The 25,745-nt window shown below is 30.4% G+C and carries 22 protein-coding genes and 1 other RNA gene; 3 read left to right on the forward strand and 20 right to left on the reverse strand.

All coding sequences use genetic code 11. The features are described from left to right. Positions 1–115 precede the first annotated feature (115 nt). The 3 genes from DY168_RS08425 to hflX all read right to left on the reverse strand — a co-directional run bounded on the left by DY168_RS08425 (position 116) and on the right by hflX (position 3,555). The gene (locus DY168_RS08425) at positions 116–763 is read right to left on the reverse strand and encodes a YigZ family protein (RefSeq protein ID WP_115641369.1); all 648 of its coding nucleotides are present in this window, start codon (positions 761–763) and stop codon (positions 116–118) included. Positions 764–803: 40 nt separating this feature from the next. Continuing rightward, positions 804–1,700, reverse strand: coding sequence for a nucleotidyltransferase domain-containing protein (locus DY168_RS08430; RefSeq protein ID WP_115641370.1), 897 nt, complete (start codon positions 1,698–1,700; stop codon positions 804–806). A gap of 61 nt (positions 1,701–1,761) precedes the next feature. Continuing rightward, the gene (hflX, locus tag DY168_RS08435) at positions 1,762–3,555 is read right to left on the reverse strand and encodes a GTPase HflX (protein ID WP_115641371.1); all 1,794 of its coding nucleotides are present in this window, start codon (positions 3,553–3,555) and stop codon (positions 1,762–1,764) included. A gap of 379 nt (positions 3,556–3,934) precedes the next feature. On the opposite strand from hflX, the gene hpt reads away from it, so the two are divergent. Then, on the forward strand, positions 3,935–4,456 hold the full coding sequence (gene hpt, locus DY168_RS08440) for a hypoxanthine phosphoribosyltransferase (protein WP_115641372.1): 522 nt from the start codon (positions 3,935–3,937) through the stop codon (positions 4,454–4,456). A gap of 130 nt (positions 4,457–4,586) precedes the next feature. Here hpt and yunB read toward each other — a convergent pair whose 3' ends face one another. Continuing rightward, positions 4,587–5,222, reverse strand: coding sequence for a sporulation protein YunB (gene yunB, locus DY168_RS08445; RefSeq protein ID WP_115641373.1), 636 nt, complete (start codon positions 5,220–5,222; stop codon positions 4,587–4,589). A 128-nt stretch (positions 5,223–5,350) separates the two neighbouring features. Here yunB and DY168_RS08450 point away from each other — a divergent pair, with 128 nt between their 5' ends. Further along, positions 5,351–7,819, forward strand: a complete 2,469-nt coding sequence (locus tag DY168_RS08450) for a transglycosylase domain-containing protein (RefSeq protein ID WP_115641374.1) — start codon at positions 5,351–5,353, stop codon at positions 7,817–7,819. Between the two features lie 41 nt (positions 7,820–7,860). Here DY168_RS08450 and dcd read toward each other — a convergent pair whose 3' ends face one another. The 7 genes from dcd to DY168_RS08485 form a co-directional block, all read right to left on the reverse strand. Further along, the gene (gene dcd, locus DY168_RS08455; RefSeq protein ID WP_115641375.1) at positions 7,861–8,385 is read right to left on the reverse strand and encodes a dCTP deaminase; all 525 of its coding nucleotides are present in this window, start codon (positions 8,383–8,385) and stop codon (positions 7,861–7,863) included. A gap of 64 nt (positions 8,386–8,449) precedes the next feature. Further along, positions 8,450–8,820: RNase P RNA component class A (rnpB, locus tag DY168_RS08460), an RNA gene on the reverse strand. A 56-nt stretch (positions 8,821–8,876) separates the two neighbouring features. Continuing rightward, a complete protein-coding gene (locus tag DY168_RS08465; protein ID WP_115641376.1) occupies positions 8,877–9,683 on the reverse strand; it encodes a Nif3-like dinuclear metal center hexameric protein in 807 nt (268 codons plus the stop codon). Between the two features lie 2 nt (positions 9,684–9,685). Beyond that, positions 9,686–10,372: a tRNA (adenine(22)-N(1))-methyltransferase gene (locus tag DY168_RS08470; protein ID WP_115641377.1), complete on the reverse strand. Its 687-nt coding sequence runs from the start codon at positions 10,370–10,372 to the stop codon at positions 9,686–9,688. 94 nt (positions 10,373–10,466) lie between these two features. Next, the gene (gene rpoD / locus DY168_RS08475; RefSeq protein ID WP_115641378.1) at positions 10,467–11,555 is read right to left on the reverse strand and encodes an RNA polymerase sigma factor RpoD; all 1,089 of its coding nucleotides are present in this window, start codon (positions 11,553–11,555) and stop codon (positions 10,467–10,469) included. Between the two features lie 2 nt (positions 11,556–11,557). Continuing rightward, positions 11,558–13,324, reverse strand: coding sequence for a DNA primase (dnaG, locus tag DY168_RS08480; RefSeq protein ID WP_115641379.1), 1,767 nt, complete (start codon positions 13,322–13,324; stop codon positions 11,558–11,560). Positions 13,325–13,574: 250 nt separating this feature from the next. Then, positions 13,575–14,606 carry a deoxyguanosinetriphosphate triphosphohydrolase gene (locus DY168_RS08485; RefSeq protein WP_115641380.1) on the reverse strand — a complete coding sequence of 344 codons (1,032 nt, stop codon included), beginning with the start codon at positions 14,604–14,606 and terminating at the stop codon, positions 13,575–13,577. Between the two features lie 145 nt (positions 14,607–14,751). Here DY168_RS08485 and DY168_RS08490 point away from each other — a divergent pair, with 145 nt between their 5' ends. Then, on the forward strand, positions 14,752–15,819 hold the full coding sequence (locus tag DY168_RS08490; protein ID WP_115641381.1) for a CotS family spore coat protein: 1,068 nt from the start codon (positions 14,752–14,754) through the stop codon (positions 15,817–15,819). A 41-nt stretch (positions 15,820–15,860) separates the two neighbouring features. Here the strand turns inward: DY168_RS08490 and ppdK are convergent, their stop codons facing one another. From ppdK to DY168_RS08535, 9 genes are all read right to left on the reverse strand, one after another. Further along, the gene (gene ppdK, locus DY168_RS08495) at positions 15,861–18,488 is read right to left on the reverse strand and encodes a pyruvate, phosphate dikinase (RefSeq protein ID WP_115641382.1); all 2,628 of its coding nucleotides are present in this window, start codon (positions 18,486–18,488) and stop codon (positions 15,861–15,863) included. A gap of 76 nt (positions 18,489–18,564) precedes the next feature. Then, positions 18,565–19,197 carry a transcriptional regulator CcpN gene (gene ccpN / locus DY168_RS08500; protein ID WP_423237251.1) on the reverse strand — a complete coding sequence of 211 codons (633 nt, stop codon included), beginning with the start codon at positions 19,195–19,197 and terminating at the stop codon, positions 18,565–18,567. 134 nt (positions 19,198–19,331) lie between these two features. Continuing rightward, a complete protein-coding gene (locus DY168_RS08505) occupies positions 19,332–19,907 on the reverse strand; it encodes a DUF4342 domain-containing protein (protein ID WP_115641384.1) in 576 nt (191 codons plus the stop codon). Between the two features lie 199 nt (positions 19,908–20,106). After that, on the reverse strand, positions 20,107–20,859 hold the full coding sequence (recO, locus tag DY168_RS08510) for a DNA repair protein RecO (RefSeq protein WP_115641385.1): 753 nt from the start codon (positions 20,857–20,859) through the stop codon (positions 20,107–20,109). 68 nt (positions 20,860–20,927) lie between these two features. Continuing rightward, complete coding sequence (era, locus tag DY168_RS08515; protein WP_115641386.1) at positions 20,928–21,818, reverse strand: GTPase Era; 891 nt, start codon at positions 21,816–21,818, stop codon at positions 20,928–20,930. A 9-nt stretch (positions 21,819–21,827) separates the two neighbouring features. Continuing rightward, positions 21,828–22,229, reverse strand: a complete 402-nt coding sequence (locus DY168_RS08520) for a cytidine deaminase (protein WP_115641387.1) — start codon at positions 22,227–22,229, stop codon at positions 21,828–21,830. 116 nt (positions 22,230–22,345) lie between these two features. Continuing rightward, entirely contained in the window at positions 22,346–23,044 is a 699-nt protein-coding gene (locus DY168_RS08525) for a diacylglycerol kinase (RefSeq protein WP_115641388.1), read from the reverse strand. Positions 23,045–23,159: 115 nt separating this feature from the next. After that, positions 23,160–23,660 (reverse strand): rRNA maturation RNase YbeY, encoded by a 501-nt coding sequence (gene ybeY, locus DY168_RS08530; RefSeq protein ID WP_115641389.1) that lies wholly within the window; start codon positions 23,658–23,660, stop codon positions 23,160–23,162. 2 nt (positions 23,661–23,662) lie between these two features. Further along, positions 23,663–25,729 carry an HD family phosphohydrolase gene (locus tag DY168_RS08535; protein WP_115641390.1) on the reverse strand — a complete coding sequence of 689 codons (2,067 nt, stop codon included), beginning with the start codon at positions 25,727–25,729 and terminating at the stop codon, positions 23,663–23,665. Positions 25,730–25,745 lie beyond the last annotated feature (16 nt).

Here is a 25,745-nt window from a genome sequence, read left to right on the forward strand (position 1 = left end):
TTATTAAATAAATTCTACTATGTAAAGGGATTTAACTCAAGTTTTTAAATGCAATTGCCCTGATAAGTAAAACTTTTAAGTATAATATTTAGATTTTAGAAAACTATACTGTAAATTATATATCCTTAAACAATCTATTATCTTTTTTGAAAAATATATCTTGTTCACCTTTTGTTATAGTGATTTTACCACTAGTAGCATCTGTAATTTTAGTTTCAATAATTTCTATATTTTCTATTTCACTATATATATTAATCTCTACTTTGTCTGTATACAATGTATCTTCAATATACCATTTGTTTTCGTTACATATAAACTGAACTTTACCTAATGATTCATATTCTAGAATAAGCTTCAATAAAACCCCACTTACCTTTTCTACTATGCCTGACTTTTTAATAGCTAAGCTAGCACCTTTGGTATAGGCTCTTATAAGCCCCCCCGTTCCTAAAAGTGTACCTCCAAAATATCTAGTTACAACAATTACACAATCAGTAATACCTGTTTTTTTAATCACTTCTAAAATTGGTATTCCTGCAGTACCTTGAGGTTCCCCATCATCACTATACCTTTGTATTTCAAGATTTTCCCCAACTATGTAAGCATAAACATTATGTGTAGCATCTTTATGCTTAGACTTTATATGTTGTATAAAACCCTTCGCTTCCTCTTCCACTTCTATTCTTTTAATATAACCAATAAAAAGGGACCTTTTCTCTTCAAATTCATCATTAGCTTCCTGTTTTACAGTTATATATTTCAAAATCATACCTCTTTCTTATTTTAAATAAGAAACTATATAATTAAATAAAGTATACATTTTCTTTAATTATATAGTTTCCCTTTAAATCATTATAATTTCTAAAATCTTTTTTTATGAGATTCTTTTTCCAAAGTTCATTTAATATATCTTCCATATCTATTTCATAGCTTTCAAATAATGGATCATTTTTTATTTCTTCTGCACTTAAAAGATCATCTTTTACCCTCATAAATTCAATCAGTAACCTAGTACCCTCTTTTATATTTTTATCTACAGATACCTTTAAAAAGTCTAAAGTTTCTTGCACTATTTTAGATGAATCATCTTTACTAAAAAATAACTTATCAACACATTCTTTAAATTCATCGTTGATATTCATTGCCATAGAAGTAGCATCTTTGCTTATCATATAACCATTACAGTTTACATATAGTCTTGCAAAGTCCTCTACAGCACGAATTGCAGTACTATAAGCAACATATACTCCATCATTTCTTAAATATTTTTTGCAAACACCAATACTTTTAAGGGTTCTACCAAGGTATACCATATTCCATCTTTCTCTATCTAAATCGGGATAATATCTTCCATTATTATATCTTGTAGTTACATCTAAGTCCTTTGAAAACACTAATCTTGAGGAGGCAAATATCCTATGGATAAATCCTCCCCTAAGATCACTTTCATGAAGTTGCAAAAACTTTTCCTTACTCATAAGTTTTATGTGTACAGCTACTTCTTTTTCCTCTGTATATATATTTTTAATTTCATTAGAATAATCTTTTAATATAACAAAAAGATCTATATCCGATTCTTCCCAAAAGTCTCCTGTAACCATACTTCCAAAAACCATAACTGCTAAAATATTTTCACTTGGTTTCATTTTATTCATAAGCGAATTAAAAGCCTTTTGGTATTTCAATATGATATTATCCATGTCTTCTCTTCCCCTTTTATAATTATCTACATTTAATATAAGTACCATTCAATTATAAATATTAAATTCCTTTAATGAACTGTCTACATTTATTGTAAATTTCGTCATCAACTTGTGCTTTTATATAAGTACCTTCATCTTCATAAGTAGATTCTATTATTTTTGCATTTCTGTGTAAATATGCTACAGCAGATTGTTCACTATAAGGTATTACGTATTCCACTTCTTTTAGCTTGTTAGGCAATTTGTTTGCAATGGTTTCTAGTAATAATTCAAGGTTTATATTTTCTTTAGCTGATATTGAAACAATCTGATACTTTTCCTTGTATCTATTGATTAATTCTTCTAAACCTTCTTTACTTATATTATCTATTTTATTTAATGCAAGTATCATAGATTTATCTTCTACACCTAGTTCACTTAATACGTCTTCTACCGCTTCTATTTGTTCATCAACGTACTCTGCTGATGAGTCTACTACGTGTATTAAAATTTCAGAATAAATAACTTCCTCTAGAGTAGACTTAAATGCTTCTACTAATTCATGAGGCAACTTTCTAACAAATCCCACAGTGTCAGTTAAAGTAATTAGTCTATTATCTAAAAGGTTTATAGCCCTTGTTGTTGTATCTAATGTTGCAAATAACATATCTGCTTCAAAAACCTTTGATTTTTCAATAGAATCCTTTGGCATTGCCATATCGTATAAAGCATTTCTTAGTGTAGACTTTCCTGAATTAGTGTAACCCACTAAAGATACCTGTGGTATATTTTGTTTATTCCTTTTTTCTCTTTGGGTTTCTCTAGTCTTCTTAATTTTAGAAAGTTCCGATGTTAAATCATATACTGTTTCTCTTATATGTCTTCTATCTGTTTCTAGTTTCTTTTCTCCAGGTCCCCTTGTTCCTATTCCTCCACCAGTTCTTGAAAGTATAGTACCAAGACCTGTAAGCCTTGAAAGTCTATATTTCAATTGAGCAAGTTCTACTTGTATTTTTGATTCCTTTGTTTTAGCCCTTGTGGCAAATATTTCTAATATCAATGTAGTTCTGTCTATTACCTTACATCCAATAACTTCCTCAAGATTCCTTACCTGAGATCCCGAAAGCTCATCATCAAATATTACTACATTTGCTCTTAATCCCTGCCTTAATAAGGCTACTTCCTCTACCTTACCTTTTCCAATATAGTAGGTTGGATCTATCTTACTTCTATTTTGAAATACACTAAAAAGCACAGGAATATCACAAGCTTTTGCTAATTGACCTAGTTCATCTAAGCTTTCTTCTGTATCAGAACCAACTATAATCGCTTTTTCTCCGTTATCCTCATCTATTTCATTACTTTCAATTATCGTCTCAATATTTTTAACCTTATCCATAAAGTCAAAGTTCAAACTTTCTTTCAAAGTTAATCCTTCCATAAGTTCTGGTATTAATAAATTTTCTTTAACATCACAAAACCCAACACTTATATCCGTAAGCTTTTCATTAAAGATTCCTATTGCAACTATACAGTCTAGTTTTAACTTAAGTAAGGCTGAGTTATCAATTGCAGATAATCTTGAATTTCCATTTGGATGGGTATGTATTATCCTAACTCCTGAAAGCTTCTTTTCTTTTATATTAATCATAGGTATTTCCACAGTACTACTGTCTCCTATGGCAACACCCACAACTTTACCTTTTCTATCTATGGCGACACTTATTTCCCTTCCGAGGCGAGAGCTACTATCTACTAAAATATTTAAAATTTCTTCAGTAAATAACATATACTTTGGTAACGTCATTTCATTTATATCTTCTAAGCTATCTATTATGCTTTTTTTTACACCCTCTATACTTCCATATATCATAATCTTCACTCCTTTTATAACTATTCTAACATTTTATTTTTATAAATATCTCATATAAAACACGCATGCTTCGAAAAGTAAAATATAATGTTTAAATTCAATTACATTATACTTTTCAACTTTCATATAATTTTATACCATAAGAACATGGTTGTAAATAGACTACATCATGATTACACCGTAAAGTAGTCTATAATTAGTATTTAGAAAATACTAATTGAGTGTATATATTTTGATAAATACACTACTATATTAAAATAAATTTCTCAGTTTTAACTGTTAGATTTACAAACCTAAATAAAAAGTCTTGAAATTGGAACTTTTAAAAGGTATATTAATTATATAATTTTTTTGTAAATATCATAAATGGAGGATAGCAATGGAAGAAAAGAATCGTAACATACTAATAAGTGAAAAAGAAATATCTAATAGGATAATTGAAGTTGGCAAAAGTCTTTCAGAATATTATAAAGGGAAAAACTTGTATGTGCTATCTTTATTAAGAGGAAGCTTTATTTTTACAGCAGACCTCGTAAGAAATATTACTGTACCTACTAAAATAGGATTTATGACTACTTCTAGTTATGGTCATGGTGAAGAAAGCTCTGGTTTAGTTAAAGTTGTTAATGACATTCCAGACGACATAACTTCGTATGATGTTTTAATAGTAGATGATATTGTAGATAGTGGTATAACTATGGAATTTGTTAAAAATCATGTTCAGTCTTTAGGAGCATCTAGTGTTAAATGTTGTGTTCTTCTAGACAAACCAGAAAGAAGAAGTGTAGACATAAAGCCTGATTTTTGTTGTTTTGAAATAGAAGATGTATTCGTAGTTGGTTATGGTCTTAATTATGGTGATCATTATAGAAATATACCTTACGTTTTCAACTGGGAGTAACCTTAAAGTTACTATTAAATAAGTGTATGACTATATTTTATATAGTGATACACTTATTTAATTTCACTTACATTGTGTTACAGTTAATACTTTCTTACAACTCGCATTTGTTAATAACAACCCTTTATTATTAATGTATTAAGTCTAGGTCCACCGATGTTCTTGGAACCTTCCCTACTATTATTGTCTCACTTACAGGCATTTCACATATAACCTCTATATCAGAACTATTAAAAGGTATTACAACCCTAATATTACTTACAACTTGGACATATATCTTATGCCTAGTTTGATTTATACCTGCACTTTCAAAAATAGAACTATAACTTACCTTAGTATCTCCAATAGTACGTATTCTTATATTAATATCTGGTCCTACATTTGATAATACATTATTATTAAATACATATCCAAGAGGTATTTTTATACCTATATCAGCAAGGTGCTTTATCTCACTTTGACATTTCATAGCCACATTTATTGATAAGTAATTAAGTTTTATTGTATCTGCTCTAAGCATTACTATATCTCCTTGGTTATCCTTATCTATATTTATAATATCATTGTAATCAAATCCCTTCGAATACTCCTTTAATATATTTTCATTTATAATTTCATTAACCCTTATGCGCACCTCTGCATTAGCCACATATACAGCCCTAGATCCTATACTTTTATCTATAAAATATAAAGATATTATGCCTATAAAAAAGACAATACATAAAGAAAATATCACTTTCAAAATTGACACCCTTTTTATTTTCATTTTATATCCTCCACTAAAAATAAGTTTTTATAATCTAATCATTTTATAATATGATATAATATGGTATAATATTTTAAATCTGACCAATTTAAATAAAGTTAATTTTGGATAGAAGATAGGAGGAACTTATGGTTCAGCATAAGAATAAAACAAAAAAGGATAAAAATAATAAGCATATATTAAAGAATATATTATTAATTTTTTTATTTATATGCTTATTTTCAGGAACTGCTCTTTTAGGAATTGGATACTCTATGATTAAATCTGCTCCAGCACTAAATATAAACGAATTATTATTATTAAATGAAGTATCTGTAATGTATGATAATAAAGAGGGTTACATGGATAACGTTCCAACAGATGAAAAGAGGACAGTTATTACCATTGATAAAATGCCAATAGATCTTCAAAATGCTTTTATAAGCATAGAAGACGAACGTTTTAAAGAGCATCATGGAATAGATGTTAAAAGAGTATTCGGGGCCGTGTACATAGATGTGAAGAATAAAATAACGGGTAAGTCTGGTCTTCATGGAGCATCTACTATAACACAGCAACTCCTTAAAAACACTCTTTTAACCCCTAAGGTTTCATTAAAAAGAAAGGTTCAAGAGATGTATTTAGCTATTGAACTTGAAAAAAAGTTAAATAAAGATCAAATATTAGAAGCCTATTTAAACACCATATTTTTAGGTGGAAAAGCTAACGGAGTAGAAGAAGCTTCTAACCAGTACTTCAATAAGCCTGCTATAGAATTAAATCTTATTGAATCTGCTTACTTAGCTGGTATGAATCAAAGTCCATCAATATACTACCCATTTTCACCCTCCTCACAAAAAGACCCATCAAAATATCTAAACAGGACTAAGATTGTATTACAAAAGATGTTAGAAATGGGAAGTATCGATGAGGAAAGATATAATACCGCTATAGAAGATTTAGATAATGGTTCCTTAGTATTTGAAAAGCCAAATTATGAAGAAAAATTAAATTATGAGTGGTTTTCTTGGGAAGTTTTAAAAAGAGTAAAAGCTGATTTAAAAAGTCAGTATAACTATACAGACAAAGAGGTTTCAAGACTAGTTACCTATGGCGGTTTAAAGATTTATACTACTATGGATAAAGATCTACAAGACTATTCTCAAGATATAATAAATAACACAACTAAATATATAAATATTCAAGAATATACCATTAAAAGCGGCAATATAGATGTTGTCCAGCCTCAAGTAGGAGCTGCTATAATGGACTATAAAAGTGGTGAAGTAAAAACTATAATCGGAGGCAGAGGTGATCTTCCACCTACATCCTATAATAGAGGAGCCTCATTAGGTTTTTTAAAACCTACAGGATCTGCTATTAAGCCTTTAACAGTATATGGTCCAGCTATAGACATGAAGCTTGCAAGTGCAAGTTCTCTAATAAATGATACTCCATTAACGGATGATGAATTTACAAGGTTTGGTTTTAGCAAGGGTGATGTTGTAAAAAACGTAGATGGTAAATTTAGAGGACCTATAACCTTAAGAACAGCACTAACTTACTCAGTTAACATTGCTGCTTTAAAGTTAGAAGATAAGATTGGAAAGTCTAACGGCGTAGCGTACGGTAAAAAATTCGGACTTATATTTAACAAAAGATCACAAGAATCGCTCTCCGCTATATCCCTTGGAGAGTTTGATAATGATCCTAAAGATAAAGATGGTTCTAATCCACTATATATGGCTGCTGCTTATGGTACTTTCGGAAACAATGGTATATATACAGAACCTATACTCTACACCAAGGTAACAGACAGAACAGGAAAGGTAATTTTAGAAAAGAAACCAAACAAAAGAAAAGTTATGTCTCCTGAAGCATCCTATATACTATACGATATGCTTAAAGGACCAGTTGTAAACTACAGTGGTAGAAATGCTAAGTTTAGTAATATGCCTGTAGCTGGTAAAACCGGTACTTCTGAAGCAAATAAAAATCTTTGGTTTTCTGGACTTACTCCTTATTATTCAGCCGCGGTTTGGATAGGAAGTGATACTCCAAAGGAAATTAAAACTAATGGCAATGGAGAAACTGCAAGTGGTAACACTGCTGGAATCTTATGGCGTAAACTTATGGAAAAGGTTCATGAAGGATTAGATGTTAAAGACATTAATGCTCCAGAAGGGCTTAAAATGTCAAAGGTATGCTTAGACTCTGGAAAAATTGCCACAAGTCTTTGTTCAAAAGATCCTAGGGGTGAACATAGAATAATTGAAGATTATTTTATTGAAGGCACCATTCCAAATTCTTTATGTGATGCCCATATAGAGGTTAAAATAAACAGACTTAATGGTAAAAGGGCCACTGGAAATACACCAAAGGGACTTATTGAAACAAGGGTATTTATAAGTAAATCTTATTCCGGTTCTGCTACGAATACTTATATGGTTGAACCTACAGAACTAGATGATTATAAGTTACCTCCAGAACCTGATAAAATTATTAAAGATGAAAAGGTAATTCCCCCATCTCCTGATAAACCCGAAAGCGGGAATGTTAATATTCCACCAATAGAGCTACCTGTGACACCACCAGAAACTAAACCTAATAACAATTAAAACAAAACACCTAGGCTTAAAAGCTTAGGTGTTTTCACTATTTATTCTTCCTTAAAATCTTTAAATAACAAACTTGGCTGTATATCACTATTGTTTTGATACTTGCCACTTATATATTTATCATAATCCCCTTCAATCTTGTGGTAATATATCTGACATATTTCCACTCCAGCATAAATCCTAATAGGTTGAATACAAAACATTTCAAGTGTCCAGTATCCATTAAATCCAACATCACCAAACCCTGCTGTTATATGAACAAATAGACCAAGTCTACCTACAGACGATCTCCCTTCTAGCATGGGAACGTAGTCTTGAGTCTTAGTATATTCTAATGTCCTACCAAGATAAAGCTTGTTAGGCTCTAATAAAATTCCCTCATTAGGTATAATAATCTTTTTTGCTTTATTCTCTTTCTTCATATCTAAGATATGGTTATCATAAACCAAAAGCTCATTATGAAGCTTTAGATTATAGCTGTTGGGATTAATTTGAGACTTATTAAAAGGTTCTATACATATTTCTTTTCCGATTTTATTTTGAATTTCTTTTCCTGATAATATCAAAATTATACCTCCTTATTTATATCTATATATAAAAATAACACTCAACAAAAGCGAGTGTTATAAGTATGCGAGACAAACCTGTAAGCCGAGTTCTGTATTAAGCAATCATCTATCTAGGCCCATTGTTACCAATAGGCTCCAGCGACGCACCCGAAGGCAGAACGAGCAGTTCCATTTACCTTCCTATTCGGTCTTGCTCCAGATGGGGTTTACATAGCCGCAAAGTCGCCAATGCGCTGGTGAGCTCTTACCTCGCCTTTCCATCCTTGCCAGTAGTCAAAGACTAACTCATCATCTTACGATGATTCTGGCGGTATCTCTCTGTTGCACTATCCTTAGAGTCACCTCTACTGGGAGTTACCCAGCACCCTGCTCTATGGAGCTCGGACTTTCCTCTCCTGAGAAATTCTCAGCAGCGATTGCTTGGTTTACTTGCAAAAACAATGATAACACATTACGCAAAGAAAATCAAAGTATTTCTTTAAATTTATTTAAAATATTTCATAAGGTTCTTTTTCAACCTCAGAAAAAGATACCTTGACAGTTGAATCCTTTGATTTTATATGTTTTTTTATGTTTTTAGAAATAATTTTAAATAGTGGCCATTCACAGCTAAAATGGCCCAAATCTATTATAAATAATCCCATTTCTTTATAATCACTAACGAAGTGATATGTAGTATCTCCAGTAATTATACACTGCGCACCTAAATTTCTAGCTGCTTCAAAATAGTCCTGTCCGCTTCCATTTATTAATGCTATCTTAGTTATTTTATTATTTAAACTTCCAACAAACCTTATATTTTGTAACTGAAATTTTTCTTTAACTATAGAGCATAATTCCTTTGCAGTAGTAGCTGATGTAAGTTCTATTATTCGTCCTATGCCTGCCTCTTCTATACTTCTAGTAGATTTATCTATTATATAGGTATCTTTTATATTTAAATCTAATAATTTTATCATGGTATCATTCATTCCATCTTTTACTGAGTCTAAATTTGTATGACTGCTATAAAGATTTATATCAGCTTTTATAAGTTCAATAATCTTTTTCCCTTGAAGTGTTTCTGTGGTTATAGATGTTGGCTTTTTAAAAAGTAGAGGGTGATGTGATATTATCATATCTACACACTTTAACTTAGCCTCATTTATAACATCTAAGTTACAATCTAAACAAAATAGAATAGATTTAACCTGACTTTCTTTATTTCCTATAATAAGACCTACATTATCGTAGGATTCCTTTAATTCAACTGGTGCTATACATTCCATATAATCTATAATATCTTGCACTATCATAATTAAATTAACAACCTTTCTAACTTAATTTTAAAATCTTCTAAGAACAACTTTCTATCAATTGAATTTACTGTATTACCTTTTAAATTTAATAGTATTTTATCTGATTGTTGTATTTTAGATATAATATACTCTTTTATTAATGGATGATTTTTATCTATCAGAAGGGGACTTACAGTATAATATATATCTTCATTTGTTTTAAATCCATTACCACCATGTCTTATCTTAAAGAATTCATAGTAAATATCTTCATCTATGCACATTTCTTCATCTAAAATTTCAAAATTATTATTATAAAGGTACTCTCTTAATACCTCTGGATTCTGAGTTGGTTGCAAAACCAGGTATTGGAGGGTTTTAACCATACTTAAATTTTCTATAAGTATTTCTTTTATAAGATTTCCACCCATTCCTGCTATAATAACCCCTTGAACATTTTCATCTTTAATTGTGTTTAATCCTGATCCCTTTTTGCATTTTATTTTCTTTTCTAGTCCATAACTTTTAACATTACCTTTCGCTCTTTCTACTGGATGAGTATTTATATCAGACGCAATAGAAAAATTACAAATACCTCTTTCTATAAGATTTATTGGTATGTATCCATGATCAGTTCCTATATCAGCTATAGTGTTACACTGATCACAAAGGTTAATTAGTTTATTTAATCTATTACTTAATTCCATACTTCTTTACTTTCCTCCCTTAAATTTAAAAAGTCCTCACTCAAAATTATTATATTTTGAATAAAGACTTTTTAAAATTACTCTCTTTTACATTTTAATCTAAATAATCTTTTAATTTCTTGCTTCTGCTTGGATGCCTTAACTTTCTTAATGCCTTTGCTTCAATTTGTCTTATTCTCTCTCTTGTTACATTAAACTCTTTTCCTACTTCTTCAAGAGTCCTTGCTCTACCATCATCAAGTCCAAATCTAAGCCTCAATACTTTTTCTTCTCTTGGTGTTAGTGTATCTAAAACACTTATCAATTGCTCTTTAAGCATAGTAAATGCAGCCGCCTCCGCTGGAGCTAAGGCATCATCATCTGGTATGAAGTCTCCTAGATGACTATCTTCTTCCTCTCCAATAGGAGTTTCTAGGGATACTGGCTCTTGAGCTATTTTCATAATTTCTCTAACCTTTTCTACTGGCATATCCATTATAGTTGCAATTTCTTCTGGCTGAGGTGATCTCCCAAGTTCTTGAAGCAGTTGTCTTTCAACTCTTATTAATTTGTTTATAGTTTCTACCATGTGAACTGGGATCCTAATAGTTCTTGCTTGATCTGCAATTGCTCTAGTAATTGCCTGCCTTATCCACCATGTAGCATAGGTACTAAATTTATAACCTTTTCTATAATCAAACTTTTCTACTGCTTTTATAAGCCCTAAATTACCTTCTTGTATAAGGTCTAAGAACATCATCCCTCTACCTACATATCTTTTGGCAATACTTACTACAAGCCTAAGATTAGCTTCCGCTAACTTCTTTTTAGCAGCTAAGTTCCCCTCTTCTATTTTCATTGCTAAATCCACTTCTTCTTGGGAGGTTAAAAGTGGCACTTTTCCTATTTCTTTTAAATACATTCTTACAGGGTCATCTATAGAAACACCTTCAGGTACTGATAAATCTACAGTTGTCTCTTCTGGTGTAGCTTCCTCTTGTATATCTCCGTTTATCTCTATTCCTAATGATTCTAATACTTCGTATATCTTTTCAATCTGTTCTGGATTTAAATCTATTTCATCAAGTTCATCCATAATTTCTTTGTAACTTAATGAGCCAGCCTTCTTACCCTTTTCCATAAGTTTTTTAACTAAAGCCATTTTTTCGCCTTTGTCTTTAAGTGACTTTCCTAACTCCGCCATACTTACTCCCTCCCTTCTGCTTTTTGAATTTTCATAAGTTCTGTTGTTAACCTCATGGACTCATCTATATTACCGCTTAGTTCCAATTCTTTCATTCTAATCATAATTTTGTTTTTCGACTCCTCTAGCCTATAATTTTTAATCTTTTCAAAATAATCTTTAACAACCTTTACCTTATCACTATCTTCGTCTAAAGGCTTAACTTCTTTAATAAGTGTCCATTCTTTAATACTTTCAGCATCGTCACATTTAGATTCAATATATTTATATCTATCTATTCCTTTTATATGTTCACTATCTAATATAAAATCAAGTATCTTTTTATGTGTATCTATTATAAAACTATCTTTTCCCATATTTTCTTTAATATATTCATATATTTGTATATCTTCTATCATTAAGTTAAGTAAACTTCTTTCAGCTTTTACATAAGCTGGTTCTAAATATGATTTTGAACCAAAACCTTCTGTGCTATTCACTTTTTTATTAGATTGAATTTCTTTATTATTAAGTTTCTTAACACTATCATAAAATGATTGCTCTTTTATTCCTGTTTGCTCCGACACCTTTTTTATATAAATATCCTGCTCAATAGGATTCAAATCTTCAACTATCTCTGTAACTTCCTTTGCATATTGAATTAAGTCTGTCTCTTTAAATAGATTTTTGTTCTCTTTTGCTCTATTTAATTTATAATCTATCAATGGAACTGAATTCGATATTAATTTTAGGAACTCTTCCTTTCCATGAATTCTTACATATCCATCTGGATCTTTACCATCAGGTACTGTAAGAACTTTTACATCAAGACCTACCCCTTTTAATACATCTAGTCCTCTAAGCGTAGCATTTTGGCCTGCAATATCTGCATCATAAGCTATAATAGCCGTGTCAGCATACCTTTTTAATAATCTAGCCTGGTTTACGGTAAGTGCAGTCCCAAGAGATGCAACCACATTGGTTATTCCAACTTGATGAAGTGATATACAATCCATATACCCCTCTACGATAACGAGACATCTATCTTTATTATCTTTTATAGCAAAGTTAAGTCCATAAAGATTAGTCCTTTTTGAAAATATCTGTGTTTCAGGTGAATTTAGATATTTAGGTTTAGAGTCATCTAGCACTCTACCTCCAAAACCTATAACTTTTCCACGATGGTCAAAAACAGGAAACATGACCCTATTTCTAAACCTATCATAAAAACCACCTTTGTCTTTAGCTATAGCAAGGCCTGCTTCACTTACTAATTCATTAGAAAATCCCTTCCTTTTCAAAAAACTAAGTAACTCCTCCCAGTTATTTAATGAATATCCAAGTCCAAACCTTCTTATTGTTACTTGTGTTATACCTCTTTTTAGAAAGTATTCTTTTTCTTTTAAGTTATTATTTAAATTGTTGAAAAAAAACCTAGCTGCTTCCACGTTTATCTTATATAAAATATCCTTTTTATCTTTTACCTTTTTATCTTTGCCTTGTTCTATACTTATATTAGCCTTTTCTGCAAGATACTCTATAGATTCTACATAAGACAAACCTTTAGTTTTCATCACAAAGGTGATAACATTACCTGCTTCTCCACAACCAAAGCACTTATAAATTTGTTTATCTACTGACACACTAAAGGATGGTGTTTTTTCATTATGAAAAGGACAAAGCCCAAGATAATTTCTTCCTGAATGCTTTAACTTAACCTTTTCAGATATAATATCTACTATATCATTTTGTTCTTTTATCCTTTCTATTACTTCTTCTGGTATGGCCAATAATTTTCCCACCTATCCTAATGCATAATTTAATTAAGGCATTATGTATTCGACATAAAATATCATATTCCTTTTTATTTTGTTTGTTTTTTGTAATATTATAATACTTTAAAGAATATAATAACCTTTTAATTATATATTCTTCATAAATCTTAAATATCCTTCAAATTTATATATATATATATATATATACTCTTATAAATTCATTAATAGTCTGCCCATAATGCTAGTAAAATTATCCCTAAATTACCTAATATATTACAAACTTTGGAACATAAATTTTATTAAACGCTAAAAGACAATAATCATCGCTCATTCCAGCAATATAATCTGTAACGCCTCTTTCTCTTCCTTCTCTTTCTACAATTTCTTTATATAGAGTAGGCATTTTTTCTATGTTTTTAATATAATAATTATAAACATTATATAAAACAAACTTTGCTTTATTTCTCTCTTCTTTTAATATATTCCCTAAATATATATTTTCAAACATAAACTTTCGAAGTTCTATCAATGACTCATTTACAAAACCACTTAAAGATACTTCTATAATTCCCTTTTCTATGTTATCTAATGTATTATAAATACAATCATTAACCAAAGTATTTATCCGTTGTCCATGTGTACAGCCAAGAACCTTGATTATATTTTTAGGGATATCCGAGGTATTAAGTATTCCTTCTCTTACAGAATCATCTATGTCATGATTTACATAGGCTATTTTATCACTATATTTTACTACTTGTCCTTCTAAAGTCATAGCTTTATTATTAGTGAGTTTAGAAAATCCACTGTGTTTTAAAATACCATCTAAAACTTCTATGGTTATATTTAACCCTCGTCCATCCTTCTCTAGACATCTTAAAACCCTAACACTTTGCTCGTTGTGTTTAAATCCGTCTTTTACAAGTTCATTTAATGCCTCCTCACCACTATGCGCAAAGGCTACATGTCCTATGTCATGTCCAAAAGCAATAGCTTCAATAAGATCTTCATTTAATCCAATGCCCTTTCCTATAGTCTTAGATATCTGAGAGACTTCTAATGTATGTGTGAGTCTAGTTCTATAATGGTCTCCTGATGTCTTTATATATACTTGCGTTTTATGTTTTAACCTTCTAAAAGACTTACTATGAACTATTCTATCCCTATCAACCATATAAGGAGTTCTGATTTTATCTAATTGCTCTTCTTTTTCTCTTCCCACAGTATCTTTTGAAAGGGCAGCACCTTTTATAAATATGGTTTTTTCATTCATTTCAATTTTCTCTCTGATAATCAACTTCATCACCCCTTATTATTAAATTCTATAATATTATTAAAAAATCCTCTATTTAAGATATATATAATATTAAAATTGACTTTCTAGTATATTCTGAAATTTAAAGTAATATTATTATAGTGAATTAATATTTAGGAGTGTTATAATGCCATCAGAAGCAAAAAGGATTTCCTATGAATTATTATTAGAAAGCAATATAAAAAAAGTAATACTTCCTTACTATGATTTGCAAAACTACGAGGTTACACAAATCAAATTTAAAGATACTGATAAGCAAAGAGCTGTTTATAAAATAGATAACGGCATAAATTCTTACTGTTTAAAAAAGGTATATTACAATATAGAAGAATTATTATTTGTATATTCTGCAATGGAGTGGTTATATAGAAATAAAATCAATGTTCCAAGAATTCTCTCAACAAATACAGGTGGTCGATTCGTAATGGAGAGTAATATGTTATTTATATTATCACCTTGGATTGATGGAAACAAGTGTGACTATGACAACGTAGAAAACATCATAAATTCTGCTTTAAATCTTTCTAAATTTCATAATGCTTGTGACAATTTCATCCCAATAAAAGGTAGTAAGTATAAAGAAGCTTATGCTGATATTACGATTTCTACAGAAAAGCATTTTGAACAACTTTTAAATTCTTCTAATAAAGCTTTTAAATACGGAGATAAATTTTCAAAAATATTCTTAAATAATTTTGAAAGTAGTATGAAACTTGCAAAGTTATCCCTTGACGTATCTTCTACCATATCTATGAGTAATCTTAGCATTTCTTTATGCCATGGAGATTATGTAAATAAAAATATAATCTTTGACAATGACAACAATGTCTGGACTATAGATTTTGATAAATGTAAAATTGATTACTGTACCCATGATATATCTTACTTTTTAAGAAGATTACTAAAAAGAGATAATACTCGGTGGGATCTAGAAATAGCTATAAGTGTACTTGAAATATACGATAGCATAAGACCTTTGTCCCTTGATGAATACAAGTATATTTTTATATACCTAGCCTTTCCTCAAAAGTATTGGAAAATTTCTAAAGACTATTATAATAATATAAATAAATGCAATAAATCTTCTTTTTGCAATCTTTTAAATAAAGCTTCTTCAAAAAATGACTTTCAACTTCAGTTTGCTTTTGAATTTAAAGATTACATAGAAAATAAATTTAAATGCAAACTAAATTAAAAAGGACTATCCTAAAGGATAGTCCTTTTTAATTTTATATATTATCTCTTGTTTTTAACTTGAGCTTGAGCTGCTGCAAGTCTTGCAAGAGGCACTCTAAATGGAGAACAAGAAACATAGTCAAGTCCTACGTTATGACAGAATTCAACTGATGATGGATCTCCTCCATGCTCTCCGCATATTCCAAGCTTTATAGTAGGTCTAGTTTTTCTACCCTTTTCAGTAGCAATTTCAATAAGTTGTCCAACTCCAGTTTGGTCTAATTTAGCAAATGGATCAGATTCATAAACCTTCTTTTCATAGTAATCTTTTAAGAAGTTACCTGCATCATCTCTTGAGAATCCAAAAGTCATTTGTGTCAAATCATTTGTTCCAAAAGAGAAGAATTCTGCTTCCTTTGCTATCTCATCAGCAGTTAAAGCAGCTCTTGGTATTTCTATCATTGTTCCTACCAAATATTTTAACTCTACGCCTTTTTCTTTTATTATTTTATCAGCAGTGGTTGTTATTATGTCTTTAACATACTTTAATTCTTTTATTTCTCCTACAAGAGGTATCATTATTTCTGGAACTATATCGATTCCTTTTCTTTCTTTAACATCTATAGCTGCTTCTATAATTGCTGTGGCTTGCATTTCAGCTATTTCCGGATAAGAAACGGCTAAACGGCATCCTCTATGTCCCATCATTGGATTTACCTCATGTAAGGACTGTATAGTTGACTTTAAGTCTTCATACTCTAATTCCATATCTTTTGCAAGTACTCTTATTTCACTTTCATGAGTTGGTAAGAATTCATGCAGTGGTGGGTCTAAAAGTCTTATAGTAGTTGGTTTACCTTCCATTGCTTCATACAGTCCAATAAAATCTTCTTTTTGCATTGGAAGAATTTTTGCTAAAGCTTTTCTTCTTTGAACTTCATTTTTAGAAACTATCATTTCTCTAACAGCGGCTATTCTATCCTCTGCAAAGAACATGTGCTCAGTTCTACAAAGACCTATTCCTTGTGCACCAAATGTTACTGCTTGAGCAGCATCTCCTGGTGTATCTGCATTAGCTCTAACTTTTAATTTTCTAATATCATCAGCCCAAGCCATAAATGTTTCAAAGTGACCACTTATTTCAGGATCAACTGTTTTTATAGATGTTCCATATATGTTTCCTGTACTTCCATCTATAGATATATAGTCATCTCCCGTATAAACTTTTCCTCCAACTGTTAACTTCTTTTTAGCTTCATCAACTTTTAATTCTCCACATCCAGCAACACAGCATGTCCCCATACCTCTAGCAACTACAGCAGCATGAGATGTCATTCCGCCTCTCACTGTAAGTATACCCTCAGCAGCTATCATACCTTCTATATCTTCTGGAGATGTTTCAAGTCTTACAAGTACAACCTTTTCTCCTTTTTCATGTCTTTCTTTCGCTTCTTTTGCCGTAAACGTTATCTTGCCGCAAGCAGCTCCTGGAGATGCAGGTAATCCTTTAGCTATTGGTGTATTATTTTTCATATCAGTTGTATCAAAGGCTGGATGTAATAATGTATCTAATTGTTTTGGCTCTACCTTTAGTATAGCTTCTTCTTTAGTTAGCATCTTTTCTTCTACAAGATCTACAGCAATCTTTAAAGCTGCCTCGGCTGTTCTCTTACCATTTCTTGTTTGTAAGAAGTATAACTTTCCTTCTTCTATAGTAAACTCCATATCTTGCATATCTCTATAGTGATTTTCTAATTTATGAACTATATCCATAAATTCTTTATATATCTCAGGCATTTCTTGGTTAAGTTTTTCTATTGGTTCTGGTGTTCTTATTCCCGCAACAACATCTTCACCTTGAGCATTCATTAAATATTCAGCAAATATTTTATGTTCTCCTGTTGATGGGTTTCTTGAAAATGCAACTCCCGTACCTGAAGTTTCTCCCTTATTACCAAATACCATTTCTTGAACGTTAACAGCTGTTCCCCAGCTTGCTGGTATATCATTTAATCTTCTGTATACTATTGCTCTTGGATTATCCCAAGATCTGAATACAGCAAGAATTGATTTTATTAATTGCTCTTTAGGATCAGATGGGAAGTCCTCACCTTTTTCTTTTTTATAGTATTCTTTAAATTGTCTAACTAATTCTTTTAAGTCTCCCGCTGTTAAATCTGTATCTAATTTGACGCCTTTTTCTTCCTTCATATTATCGATTAAAGCCTCAAAGTTCTTTTTATCTATTTCCATAACAACATCTGAAAACATTTGAATGAATCTTCTATAAGAATCATATGCAAATCTTTCATTACCTGTAAGTTTTATCATCGACTCAACTGTTTCATCATTTAATCCAAGGTTTAATATTGTATCCATCATTCCAGGCATAGAAGCTCTAGCTCCTGATCTAACTGACACTAGTAATGGGTTTTCTAATCCACCAAATTGCTTTCCAGTAACCTTTTCTAACTCATTTAATTGTTTGTATATTTGATTAGTAACTTCATCTGTTATAGTTCTACCATCATCATAGTATTTGTTACATGCTTCTGTAGTTACAATGAATCCTTGCGGTACTGGTATTCCAATTTTAGTCATTTCTGCAAGATTGGAACCTTTCCCTCCAAGAAGATTTTTCATTGAAGAATCACCCTCATTAAAAAAGTAAACATATTTCTTTTCCATATTAACACTCCTTCGATTGTATAATCTATTGAATTGTATTCTAACGGGACTTTTTTAGTCCCTGTTAGTATAGAATTTACTTTGATTGTCCTAATTTAACAAACAGTTTTGTAATGTTGGTTTTAGAAACCTTTCCAATGATTTTAAGATGTTCTTTTCCCTCTTCAAATATTCTTTCAACTACTGGTAAGCTATCAATTTCATGATCAATTATCTTTTGGGCTACTAAATATGCACTGTCTTCTTTTTCTACAAATATAATATTAGGCATCCTAGTCATTATAATCCCTACTGGAACCTTATGTATATCTGTTCCTCCCATGGCTATTTTTAAAAAGTCTTTTCTAGATATAGCACCTGTGAGCATTCCTTTGTTTTCAACAAATAACGTACCTACATCATTTAAGAAAAGATGTACTATGGCATCGTATACTGTAGTTCCCTCAGATACTACTACAGGCTTAGACATTATATCTTTTGTCTTAATGTCTACTATATAATCATAAATCATGCTATAAGAGGGTTTTTGTGAATAGATATACCCTACCTTAGGGCGTGCTTCTAGTACACCTATCATAGTTAAAATAGCTAAATCTGGTCTTAGCGCAGCCCTTGTAACCCCTAAATGAGAAGCTAGGGTTTCACTTGTAATTGGGTGATTTTCTTTTACTAATCTAATTATTTCTTCTTGTCTTGGCGTTAGCTTAATATTAATCACCTCACTTATCCTCTTAGAATATATCAGCATATTATACTAATATATTCTAATATATTATACACGAAATTCACAAAATAGTATATATCAAATATATATATTCTTCTTTAAATTTTGTGCAATGTCTTTTATTCTTTATCTATATCTTCAAATTTCACAGTATATCTATATACTGGCTCATCACTAATTTTTATATCATCTTTAGATTTTTCTTTTTTAAGTTTGCTTTTTATAATATTTGTCACTCCATTAAACTTACCTTTAATATCTTTAGTAAGGTTATTTGCCTTACTTTTTACAACCTTATTTACAACTTCTATTGTCCCATCATCTTTTGTTATTTCAACTGTTACAGTTGTTAAAGTTGCAGTTGCAAGTCCAATTGCAATAAGAGGCTTCCAAACTGTGGCAATAACCCCTACAGCGATACCAGCATTTATAGGTATATCTACTAGTACCTTATCTTCCTTCTTTATTCTTATTCTATTTATGTTGCCACTATTTACTATGTCTTTAAGCCATTTAGTTAATTCATCTAGGGTAGAATATATCCTTTTTTCTTTATCTTCCAAGTTTGACTCTATATAAATAAGTGAGTCCACTATATTACCTTCATTAATTTCTAAAACTTCTTTAGCCTTTGCGTAAGTAATACCAGCTCGTTCTCTTATTATATCAATCTTTTCTAAAGTTATATCTTCCATAAATTCCACGCTCCCTTTATACACTAAATTATTGAATGTAGCCCTTTATTTGTATCCATCTTATACATCGCTACCATCCGTAGCACCCCTATCCTCTTCAATGTGGCGGATAACGGTTGCTAGGCCCCTGGATAAGTTCTTCCAAGACTCAGATAGAGAGATTTATTCTTTATAAATAAACTCCACCTGTATCTAAGAATTACTTGATAAATTCAAGCATTTGAAGGCTCTTTGGGGTCCTTGCATAATTTAATGAGATCATGGTAGTAAGAACCTTAAATAATTCTTTTCGCACATCTTCACTTAAATTTAATCTATAAAGCTTTTCAAAGGCCATATTAGATAAAAATTTTAATGAATTAAAAGAGGCCTTACTTAAAAAAATTGAATCCACTTTCTCACAGTCATCACACACCCCTCCTCCATAAGTTAAATTTATATAATTAGAGGTTGATATGTTTTTTTTACAAATACTACAATGCTCTAATTCTAAGTCATACCCTGTATATTTTAACAATCTTATTTCAAAAGCCCTTATTAATACTTCATAATTTATAGCACCTGTACTTAAAAGATATAGACAGGTGGTAAAGTCTTTAAAAAGACTTGTGTTACTCTCTTCATCCACCATGGCTATATCTATAAGTTCACAAATATAAGTTGAATAAGTAAGCTTTTCTAGATCATTTAACAAACTACCAAAAGAATTAATAACCTTACCTTCATTTAGGGTATATAGATTTTTCCCTTTAAATATAACATATTCTCCGAAACAAAGTTGCATAGTAGGAGTAAGCAGACTGCTTCTATTTCTTTTCGATCCTTTAGCAATAGCCTTAATCTTTCCAAGCCTTTCTGTGAAAATATAAACCAATTTATCATTTTCTTTAAAATCTTGTACCTTTATAACTATGCCATTTGTTTTATACGTTGACACAAGATCATCTCCCATTATTTGAATCTAAGTTTACATTGTTATATGAAAAGTACAATAAGTAATTATTCTACGCAGATTTCATTTTATTTCTTTAATTTATATCCTAACTCTTTTAAGTAATTAGGGTTATCTCTCCACTCTTTTCTTACCTTAACCCATATCTTAAGGTTAACTCTTGATTCTAAAAGTTTCTCTATATCTTCTCTTGCATACTGTCCTATACGTTTTAGTGTTTGACCACTTTTACCTATTATTATACCCTTATGAGAATCTTTTTCACAAAGCAAATCTACCTCAATATGATACATACCCTTAGCATCTTGTTTCATTTGAATTACATCAACAGCTATTCCATGAGGTACTTCTTCATTTAACACTCTTAGCGCCTTTTCTCTTATAGTCTCAGATACAATAAACTTTTCTTGAACGTCTGCTATCATATCTTCTGGATAATATTTAGGTCCTTCAGGAAGTGTTCCCTTCATAAGTTCTAAAAGTTTATCTGTATTTTTACCCTTTAAAGCTGATATTGGGATTATTTCTTTAAATTTAAAGTACTCTCCATATTGTTTTAAAGTTTCTGCTACATTTTCTGCAGTATTTTCATCCACCTTGTTTAATACTAAAAATATAGGCACAGATGTGTTTTTTAGTTCTTCTAATATGTGAATATCGCCTTTTTCTATATGTCCTTGTGGAGTAGTTAAAAATAAGATAAGATCTACTCCTTTAGTAGAATTTTGAGCAACCGTCACCATATATTCTCCTAGTTTATGCCTTGGTTTATGTAGTCCTGGTGTATCTACAAATATTAGTTGGTAGTCTTCCCCAGTCATTATAGTTTGTATATTATTTCTTGTGGTTTGAGGTTTATTAGAAACTATTGAAAGTTTCTGCCCCATTAAGTGATTTAGCAATGTGGACTTACCCACATTAGGTCTTCCTATTATAGTTACAAATCCTGATTTAAACATTTTTCCTCCTTATAATTCCAAGTCTTTTTTTGTAAAAGAGCCTGGTAACATTTCATCTAAAGTTTTTATTATGAAATCTTCTTTGTTTTTAATTAGTATTATTGGAATATCTCCACTTTGTGCAAACTCAGATATAACTTGCCTGCATATACCACAAGGGTTTGTGTGTGTGCTAAGATCCCCTATTATTGCAATAGCCTTTATCACCTTATGACCTTCAGATACTGCTTTAAAAATAGCTGTTCTTTCAGCACAATTAGTAGCACCATATGAAGCATTTTCAATATTGCATCCTGTATAAATCTTATCATCTTCTGTTAAAACAGCAGCACCTACTTGGAATTTTGAATAAGGCACATATGCAAAGCTTCTAGCATTTATAGCATTTTCGATTAATTTATCATAATTCATTCTTACTTACCTCCATATATAAATAACTTTATTAATTTAAAATATCGTATTTAAATTATAGCACTAATCAATGCTAATACAATATAAATTTATATATTGGATTTATTTTATGACCCTTAACTAAGTATCTTAAATATAAATATAGTTAAAACTGTACCAAATACTGCTCCTACTACAACTTCTTGGATAGAGTGAACCTCTGAGTCAACCCTACTTTGTGCTACAATGATTGCTAAAAGATAACTAAGTGCCATAGATACAGGCTCTTCTGCAATTAATGCAATTATAGTAGCTATAGAAAAGGCAATAGTACTGTGTCCACTAGGCATTCCACCTCTAAGAGGCGTACCTTCTCCATAAATAGCTTTTACCATAATTGTAACTATACTAACCATAACTAATATTATAAAAACCATATAGGGGTCTGAATCTTTTATTTTAAGAATTATCGAAAATGTTGCATTGGTTAGTTTATCCCAAAATATTATGTATCCTACCATGATAGCATTAATAGCAGTAACAAGCACAGCTCCTGCTGCCGTGTTCTTAGCTATCTTCGCCAAAGGATGGTAGTAATTTGTGGTAGCATCAATAGCACTCTCTACGGAGGTATTTATAAGTTCTGCTGCTATAACCAAAGTAATTGTTATAGTTATAATTAAAAGTTCAACCTTACTAATATCATATACAAAGCATGCTGATAGTACTAGAAAGGTAGCCACTAAATGTATTTTCATATTTCTTTGAGTTCTTGCAGAATATATTAACCCTTGTATAGCATAATTAAAACTATCTATTAATCTTTTTATCTTCATAAATTCACCACCATAGTAATTTTGCCCTTTTCCAAAGTCTTTAAATTTATTAAAAGTATATTAAGTGTCTTATGTTATTTTAAGAGATGTAATCACTATGTTATAATTAACATGCTTACCTTCCAATATTAAGTTCACCTAATATATACTCTTCTCTCTTTCTCATAACAGCCTTTTCAGCTATCTCCATATGATCATAACCCAAAAGATGAAGTATAGAATGCACTATTAAATAAGCTACCTCTCTTTTAAAAGAATGTCCATAATCTTTACTTTGTTCTAAAGCCTTTTCAAGTGATATGACAATATCACCGAGAAGCAAATCTTCTCCATCAAGATATGTCTCATCAAATTTACACTCAAGATAGACTTCACTAAATACCTTATCTTTAGGATAATCCAAAAGAGGAAATGATAAAACATCAGTTTCATTATCTATATTTCTATGCTTTTTATTTATATTCTTTATCTCTATATTATTTACAAGTAGTATACTAAGCTCATAATTTATATTAACAGCTTCCTTTTTCAATGCAAAATCTGCTACCTTTTCAATATCCTTTATAAAATCTTCATCTATTAAAAAGTCATTTTGATTATTTTCAACGTATATCATTGTTACTTCTCCTTAATTACTTTAGTATTATCTGACGGGTACTCAATTCTTTGATGATAGATACTATTTAAGGTTTTTAGAAAAGATTTTCTTATAAGTTCTAAATCCTTTAAAGTTAAATCACAATCATTTAATTGCCCATCATTTAGCTTATCTTTTATTATATTATTAACCATTTCTTCAATCTTACCCTTAGTTGGGTTTTGAATTGATCTAACAGCAGCTTCTACCCCATCTGCTAGCATTATGATACCAGATTCCTTAGTTTTTGGTATAGGACCTTGATATCTGAAATCTTCTTCTTTTATATCCTCTGGCTTTTCACTATTGTTTTTAGCCGTAAAATAAAAATATTTAACAAGAGTATTTCCATGATGTTCTTCTATTACATCTTGAATAACCTTTGGTATATTATATTCTTTTGCAAGTTCTAATCCATCTTTAACATGAGATATTATTATTAATGTACTTAAATTAGGGGTTATTTTATCATGAGGATTTTCATTTCCCACTTGATTTTCTTTGAAAAAATATGGTCTTTTAGTTTTTCCTGCATCATGATAATAAGCTGCTATTCTAGCTAGAATAGCATTACCTCCTACTTCTTCTGTAGCCATTTCAGCTAGATTTGCTACCATTATACTATGATGGTAAGTTCCTGGTGTCTCCATTAATATCTTCTTTAATAATGGATTATTAGGATTTGAAAGTTCTAATAACTTTACCGTAGTTACAATATCAAAAGTGCTTTCAAATAAAGGAAGTAACCCTAGAGTAAGTATAGCTGATCCAAGTGTTGCTATACCCATAAAAGATGTCCTTTTAAGCGTTTCAATTATATTATTGCTAAGTAAAACACCCATAGATAAACTTATAACCATATTTATTATTCCAATATATATAGCAGAATATATAATATCATTTCTTTGTTGCATCTTTCTCATAAACATGGACCCAAGAACTGCATTTAGTACTGCTATCATTGTAACTTCTATATTAAATCCTATATTTATACTTATTAATATACTGTTTATAATACTTAGTGCCATAGATACCTTATAATTTATAAGAATCGTTATAAGCATAGGCCCCATAGCTAATGGAATTAAAAATGGAGTAGCAATCCCCACACTTCTAGCTATAATAACACACAATACATTAATAAGGCTAATTAGTAAAAGCTTGCTTGTGTCCTTAAAGATCTCCCTATAATATCTATAAATATAATACCACTGTATCATAAGTAATATAAAAATCATTACAGCTAGCGCAGTATATATAGGCCATTGAGATGATGATGTATTTAAAAGTGCTAGATCTTCTAATAATCGTAGTTGATTTTGAGTTATAGGCTCCCCTTCTTTAACTATCATTTGATTTTTCTTTATTATTACAGGCACCACATCTTTAGTTGCTTGCTTTTTAAGTTCCTCAGTTTTTTCCTTATCATAGAAAAAGTTAGGTTTAATTTGAGATGTAATGAGCTCAATACCAAGATTTTTAATATTTTTAGGAATATTATAAGTGTTAATATTACTTACTACATCCTCTTCAGTACTTTTAATATCTCCTGGTTTATTTTCTTCTATTCTTCCCTCATATATTTTAGTTAGAGTATCTAGTGTAACCACTTGGAGTGTTTTAACATCTTCCTTTGAAAGTTTAATAACCTCTATAAAATCTTCTTCAGACATTGAAATCTTTGACTCTGCCTGTATAATTTCTAAAATTTCAGGCTCTGATGTTCCCGCCTCTTTTAATGAGTTTATTTTATTAAAGAATATTTTCGAATTATCAAGTGCCTGCTTTTTAACCTCTGGCTTTTGATTAAATTGAAGTTCAACTTCCTCTGTAGCTTGCTTTTCTTTTGCCTCTGTAGCAGCCTTATCAATAACCTCTTTATTTGCCTTAATATTTTCCCTTGCTATATCACCAGCTTGAAGTGAGTATCTCTTAGTTATAAATGAAGTTAAAGATACAAAGTAAATTATAAGAAAGGAAATTATAAATACGAAAGTCCTTTTGTGTTTAAAAATACTCCTAACACCACTACTTTTTTCTTTAGCCATAATTATTCCACCTTTT

It is taken from the genome of Clostridium putrefaciens (assembly GCF_900461105.1).
GTDB lineage: Bacteria > Bacillota > Clostridia > Clostridiales > Clostridiaceae > Clostridium_L > Clostridium_L putrefaciens.

Excerpts from the sequence above, each read along its gene's own strand:
- DY168_RS08430 (WP_115641370.1), bottom strand. The coding sequence starts at position 1,700 with ATGGATAATATCATATTGAAATACCAAAAGGCTTTTAATTCGCTTATG.
- hflX (WP_115641371.1), bottom strand. The coding sequence starts at position 3,555 with ATGATATATGGAAGTATAGAGGGTGTAAAAAAAAGCATAATAGATAGC.
- hpt (WP_115641372.1), top strand. The coding sequence starts at position 3,935 with ATGGAAGAAAAGAATCGTAACATACTAATAAGTGAAAAAGAAATATCT.
- yunB (WP_115641373.1), bottom strand. The coding sequence starts at position 5,222 with ATGAAAATAAAAAGGGTGTCAATTTTGAAAGTGATATTTTCTTTATGT.
- DY168_RS08450 (WP_115641374.1), top strand. The coding sequence starts at position 5,351 with ATGGTTCAGCATAAGAATAAAACAAAAAAGGATAAAAATAATAAGCAT.
- DY168_RS08465 (WP_115641376.1), bottom strand. The coding sequence starts at position 9,683 with ATGATAGTGCAAGATATTATAGATTATATGGAATGTATAGCACCAGTT.
- DY168_RS08470 (WP_115641377.1), bottom strand. The coding sequence starts at position 10,372 with ATGGAATTAAGTAATAGATTAAATAAACTAATTAACCTTTGTGATCAG.
- rpoD (WP_115641378.1), bottom strand. The coding sequence starts at position 11,555 with ATGGCGGAGTTAGGAAAGTCACTTAAAGACAAAGGCGAAAAAATGGCT.
- DY168_RS08490 (WP_115641381.1), top strand. The coding sequence starts at position 14,752 with ATGCCATCAGAAGCAAAAAGGATTTCCTATGAATTATTATTAGAAAGC.
- ppdK (WP_115641382.1), bottom strand. The coding sequence starts at position 18,488 with ATGGAAAAGAAATATGTTTACTTTTTTAATGAGGGTGATTCTTCAATG.
- DY168_RS08505 (WP_115641384.1), bottom strand. The coding sequence starts at position 19,907 with ATGGAAGATATAACTTTAGAAAAGATTGATATAATAAGAGAACGAGCT.
- recO (WP_115641385.1), bottom strand. The coding sequence starts at position 20,859 with ATGGGAGATGATCTTGTGTCAACGTATAAAACAAATGGCATAGTTATA.
- era (WP_115641386.1), bottom strand. The coding sequence starts at position 21,818 with ATGTTTAAATCAGGATTTGTAACTATAATAGGAAGACCTAATGTGGGT.
- DY168_RS08520 (WP_115641387.1), bottom strand. The coding sequence starts at position 22,229 with ATGAATTATGATAAATTAATCGAAAATGCTATAAATGCTAGAAGCTTT.
- DY168_RS08525 (WP_115641388.1), bottom strand. The coding sequence starts at position 23,044 with ATGAAGATAAAAAGATTAATAGATAGTTTTAATTATGCTATACAAGGG.
- ybeY (WP_115641389.1), bottom strand. The coding sequence starts at position 23,660 with ATGATATACGTTGAAAATAATCAAAATGACTTTTTAATAGATGAAGAT.
- DY168_RS08535 (WP_115641390.1), bottom strand. The coding sequence starts at position 25,729 with ATGGCTAAAGAAAAAAGTAGTGGTGTTAGGAGTATTTTTAAACACAAA.